This window comes from Candidatus Electronema sp. TJ (assembly GCF_048287355.1).
Lineage (GTDB): Bacteria > Desulfobacterota > Desulfobulbia > Desulfobulbales > Desulfobulbaceae > Electronema.
The window spans coordinates 1-4360 of sequence record NZ_JBLWEP010000168.1 but is presented as its reverse complement, the minus strand read 5'-3'; the positions used below and the strand labels follow the sequence as shown (position 1 = coordinate 4360).

Below are 4360 nucleotides of genomic sequence, written 5' to 3'. Positions count from 1 at the left end.
CTTCGTCCGGCGCGGGTGCTTCGTCTAACCGCTTGCCGATCATGGTTGTGGCGAGGTAGGGCACGTCCGGGCAGCCGCCGCCGGAGATATTGACGATGATTTTCGTCTCCGCATCAACGGTGATTTTCATGTTCGCCGCCCTGACCATCAGATACTTGCTGCCGTACCATTTCTTGCGGACAAAGTGCAGCGGCTCCATGCCTTCCGTGGTGATCGGCACCACATCAATTGGGTGGAGCTTGGTCGTATTGAGCAGCTCGGTGATGGCCGCCTCAGCTTCCAGCGGGAATTCCACGCTCAGGTCGCAGCCGGTGCGGTAGGCAGGCGGCGGACTGACCACGCGAATTTTGTAGCCTTCGTCACGCAGCAGCTCTTCCACCGCGATGACGGTGGTCGGGTGGGCGAAGATCAGCAGGCCGCGAGTGACGTTCTCATGCTGCGGCTCTTGGGGCTTTTCCTTTTTTTTAAACCAGTTCATGGCACGTTTGTTCCTTAGAATTACGTGAGAAGCCAGACCGCACATTCACGTGCGGCCTGCTGCGACTGCTCTATATATTTGTCGTGATTGTCCGTCCAGTCAGGACAACCGCTCCTGAACGTGCCGATGAATTTTTCCAGCGGATCGCTGTCAACAGCACTGCGGGTGAACAGCGAAAGCCATTGCGCAGCCAGCACTTCCGGGAGTTGGCCCGCTTGCTCTGCTGCACGCCGCAGATGGAGATAAACTTCCTCGGAGACACTCAAGGTCAAACTTTGGCTCATCTTTTTCTTTAAATTCACTTTTTCCAGCGGATCGCTGTCAACGCTGCTGCGAGTGAACAGCGAGAGCTACTGCGCGGCCAGCATAGAGATAAACGTCTTCAGATATGCTTAACGTTACACTTTGGCTCATACTCTCTTCGTTTCTGCTTCATGAAGACCTGCATAAAATTATGGAGATAAGTTAGCTGCCTGGAATGAATCCAGCACTTGGAACACTTTCATTTTTCTTAGATTTTAATATTTTCCCGTTAGACAATCGAACACGAGCAAGATTAAATGCATTCGATTGAACGGAATTTGGCAATTTGTTCACTTCAATCCAAGTTTCCCATGATTCTTCTGGTTTAAGACGACGAGGAAGTGGACGGGATGGGTTTAGTACATGAATTTCATGATCACACGCCATCCAAATATGGGTGATTTCAGCATCACGCTGAGGGGAGAGATTCGTGATATTTATCAAATAACATTCTGGGCCATTGGGCAAGATGAAAGCCCGATGACAAAGGACCTGAAGTTTTTGACTCAGACCAATTATTCGGAATATCCAATCGATTATCACTTGTATCATTGCGGTGAGCACCTCAATTATAGACAGCTAACAGAGTTCTTCTTTAATCTTCACTGCTGCGCCTAACCTTCCTCCGATACGCCAGCACCACTGTCAGGCAAAAAATTAGTCCGGCCAGAGTGGCAATCTTGCCGTTGAATTCCGGGCCAGCCGAGGTGCTGCGTAGCTGCCAGCTCACGACAAAGGCCGCGCCGGTCAGCATTCCAAAGCAGGTCAGGCCTGCGTCCACATCGCCTTGGCCCGCTTTCACTAACTGGCGGAACGGGCAGCCGTCAACAATCACCGCCGCTAAGCCGACCAGCACCATCGCCAAAAAACTCCAGAAATTGCTGGGGTGTGAGCCGGGCTGCTCGGAGAAACCAAGACTGAAACCAGTCTGCTCGGTCGCGCCAAACTTATGCAACAGGGCAACAAACAGCGAGATCATCATAGCCGAGCCAAAGGCGGCGATAATGCCCATGAGCAGGGTTTTCTCTTTAAAAAGAAAGAAATTGCGCAGCCCACCGGTTATGCAGAGGCCGGAACGCTGCGACAGCGCACCGATCAGCAGACCAACTGCCAAAGAAAGCAACATGGGCGCATGTTGCGCCGCCGGGCCGGTTGCTCCTTGTTGAATGAAACTTGGCTGAAGCAGGGCGAAGATCAGCAGGAGCAGACCAATGCCGGGCAGAATGTAGCCGTTGATCTGCGGCAGCTCTTTGTCCCGGTCAAGCACTGAACCGGCGCGAATATAACGGCTGCCAAGCCAAATGCCGAACATCAGTCCAAGCACGGCAGCAACAGCGGTCAAATCGCCAGCCGCCAAGCGCAAAATCATCTTGATCGGGCAGCCAATAAACACCCCGCAGCCGACAATCATGAAAAAGCCGAGCAGGAAACGGATGACTGGCGAAGAGCCGCCAGTTACCCGGAAGCGACGCATTTTTTTGGCCATCAGGAAGGAGCCGAGGAGAAAGCCGATCAGTTCCGGCCTGATGTAGCTCATCCTGGCGACATTGTGCATCTGGAGCGAGCCAGCTAAATTCTCCAGAAAGCAGGAAATGCAGATGCCAGAGTTGACTGGGTTGCCGAGCAGGCTCAGAATCACTGCGCCCGCGCCAAGGACGATGCCGGTGGTGACGGCAAGATCAGGAAATTTAAAACGCGCCACTTATTTACTCACCTTACGCAGCAGGCATCGGTCTCCCGATGTTTTCCTCGCGCCTGTCGTTTTTTAAAATTGGAGGCTTAATTTCTTTCTATGACATCCCAGTGAAAAACACTGACAGCTCATTTTCTTTCTCGCGGTGCCCAGTGTTTTAAACTGAATGCTCAGAGGAAAATACTGGGCACTGCTTTTCTTTCACTGAAGCCTCAGTGAAAAACACTGACGGCTTATTTTCTTTCTCGCGGTACTCAGTGTTTAAAACTGAGTGTTCAGAGGAAAACACTGGCCTCTCCTTTCTAAAAAAGAGCTGCCCAGTTTGTTTCGCTGAGACCTGCGCATTAAAAGACACCAAGCAAATTCATAAAATTCAAACAAGCTTTATTTGCTGTGCAAGACAAGCTATTCACATCCGCCAGCCAGCCGCCGCTGGACGTAAAGCAGTTCATTTAACGCCCTTTTGATGTCGGGATCATTGGGCTTCAGCGTGACTTCGCGCTGCAATTTGTCTTTTGCTTCCAGCACGTTCTTCTTGATGTCCTTGCCGACAAAAAGAGGGGATTTCCGGTCTATGTAGCCCGGCTCAAGGTCTATGGCCTGGCGGTAGCTGGTCAGCGCATCGGCAAGGTCGCCGTTCTCGTACTGAAGTTGGGCCTGCCAGAGAAACGAACGGGAATTGTTCGGCTGCGCGGCTTGAATCTGCTTCAGCTTATCCAATGCCGCGCTGTGCTGCCGCTGCTCGGCCAAGGCAGCAACTTCCTGATACAGTGCCTTATCCTGCACCAGCCGCTGCTCAATCCGCCGCAGCTCCGCCGCCACGCCGCCAGCTTCGGCGGCGTTCGGAGAAGCAGTCAGCCGCTGCTGCACGAGCATAAACAGCATGACTGCTGTCAGCCCGACCAGCGCGGCTTTGGTGAGCAAGTCCAGCGGATCGCTGGTCAATGTCTGCGTGAAATTCATGAGGGTGAGACTATATCAGAGAATTCCGGCTTCGGCAACAGCGGCTGTGTAAAAATTACCCAAGTCCGCTTTGCCAAGGGCAGCGTCACTGGCCTTGTCCAAGACTTTGGCCCGGATTTGCTGCTCATCCGCCGTGCCCCACCAATTCTTAGGGAAAGCAAGATCATTGGCCTGCCCTTCCAGCATGGACAGGTTATAGTCCGTGTTGTCCACGATGTTGTTGTCAGTCAGGGTGATAGCCTTGACTGCATACATGATCGCGCCCTTGCCATTGCCGCTGATGTTGTTGAACTGCACTGTTCCATCAGCAAGATTTTTGCCATAAACTCCGAAGAACTGATTCTTGCTGATCTCGTTGCGCAGCACCTTCATGCCGTCGCCGACGATCACGCCGCCGCCGTTCTCGGTGATCAGGTTGCGCTCCACCGCAATCGCGCATTTGACCGGGTTATCCTTCAGGTTCTTGTTGCCGATGGCGGTGCCATTGTGCTTGAACTCGTTGTTCGTCACCGAAACCTTGGAGGAATGAGCATGAACGCCGGTATCCGCATACATGATCACGCAGTTTTCAACCACGTTATCCACGCTGGTGTTAAAGTTGAGACCGCCCCAGTCGCCGGGTTTGGCCTCTTTTTCCACGCTGGTGAAGGTGATTTTCTTATCCTTTTTACCTTTGGCAATCATCTTTCCCCGGACAAACAGCTCAAGCTGCGGAAAATGATTGTCTTTTTCTTTTTCCGGGTACAGCTTTTCCGGCCCGAACGGTTCAATTTTGGCGAAGCGCACCGTAGTTCCGGGCAGGATGGTCAAGGTTGCCTTTTCAGCCACCTCAACATCGCCTTTGATCAGAATTTCACCAGACCAAGTAGTGTCCTTGTCGAGCACACCCTTGCTGACCACCGTTTCCGCGCTCATCGCGGGCT

At 52.6% G+C, this 4360-nt stretch carries 6 protein-coding genes; all 6 read right to left on the bottom strand.

Going from position 1 to position 4360, the window contains the following annotated elements:
• The coding region (locus ACNKID_RS10585) for a DUF3343 domain-containing protein (protein ID WP_417913396.1) at nucleotides 1–478 on the bottom strand (478 nt) is incomplete at its 3' end.
• Nucleotides 479–498: 20 nt separating this feature from the next.
• A complete protein-coding gene (locus ACNKID_RS10580; RefSeq protein ID WP_417913401.1) occupies nucleotides 499–780 on the bottom strand; it encodes a hypothetical protein in 282 nt (93 codons plus the stop codon).
• Between the two features lie 163 nt (nucleotides 781–943).
• Entirely contained in the window at nucleotides 944–1333 is a 390-nt protein-coding gene (locus tag ACNKID_RS10575) for a hypothetical protein (protein WP_417913400.1), read from the bottom strand.
• Between the two features lie 43 nt (nucleotides 1334–1376).
• Nucleotides 1377–2483, bottom strand: coding sequence for a YedE family putative selenium transporter (gene yedE / locus ACNKID_RS10570; protein WP_417913399.1), 1107 nt, complete (start codon nucleotides 2481–2483; stop codon nucleotides 1377–1379).
• A gap of 396 nt (nucleotides 2484–2879) precedes the next feature.
• On the bottom strand, nucleotides 2880–3437 hold the full coding sequence (locus ACNKID_RS10565; protein ID WP_417913398.1) for a hypothetical protein: 558 nt from the start codon (nucleotides 3435–3437) through the stop codon (nucleotides 2880–2882).
• 15 nt (nucleotides 3438–3452) lie between these two features.
• A partial coding sequence (locus tag ACNKID_RS10560) for a NosD domain-containing protein (protein ID WP_417913397.1) occupies nucleotides 3453–4360 on the bottom strand: 908 nt, incomplete at its 5' end.

Coding starts and splice junctions, on each gene's coding strand:
- ACNKID_RS10565 (WP_417913398.1), bottom strand. CDS start 3,437: ATGAATTTCACGCAGACATTGACCAGCGATCCGCTGGACTTGCTCACC.
- ACNKID_RS10575 (WP_417913400.1), bottom strand. CDS start 1,333: ATGATACAAGTGATAATCGATTGGATATTCCGAATAATTGGTCTGAGT.